A 593-nucleotide genomic window follows, 5' to 3' on the forward strand; every position below is an offset into this window, starting at 1 on the left:
GCATGAAGCATAATTTCAGTTGAATCTAATTCCGAATAACGCTCTTTTAGAAAATCTGACGTTGCTTTACTTCCGTCAATCAGTGGCTCTTCTCCGCCAATAATATTTGTTTCCCAAAAATCAACTAACCGTTCTGTGATGATGTCAATCAGTTCTTGATCTCGTTCAACTCGTTTCCAAATAAATTTTTGTCCACCGATCAACACAGCGATATAACAATAATCCTTGTTCAAAACATTCATATAGTGTTGCACTTGGCACAAATAACTGAGTGGAACTTCTTCCCCTTCCCACTCTTTGCTAAGAAATTGATTCGCTGTTTTACATTCAAGAATGGCATTTTCTCCTACTACATCACGGTCGATATTGGCTCTTAAAAATGGATGTAACGGATGTTCAAACACTTGATTTCTTCTACGGACTTTTTTGCCTGTTCGTTCTTGAAATTCTTTGGCAACAACTTCTTCTAAAACATTGCCCCAATAAGCTGGTTCGCTCTCTGAATCTTTCAATTCAATTTGACCCGTTTTCTCAAGCCACAATTGATAAGGAGATTTGTATTTGTTCAAGCCAAGTACGGTTGCAACATCTGA

At 37.6% G+C, this 593-nt stretch carries 1 protein-coding gene; it reads right to left on the bottom strand.

The features are described from left to right. Window positions 1–593 (bottom strand): YqaJ viral recombinase family nuclease (locus DVW83_RS14860; RefSeq protein ID WP_174784298.1); only part of this gene is annotated, 593 nt, incomplete at both ends.

Source organism: Enterococcus sp. VV15 (assembly GCF_005236045.1).
In the GTDB taxonomy this organism is placed as follows: Bacteria; Bacillota; Bacilli; order Lactobacillales; family Enterococcaceae; genus Enterococcus_B; species Enterococcus_B durans.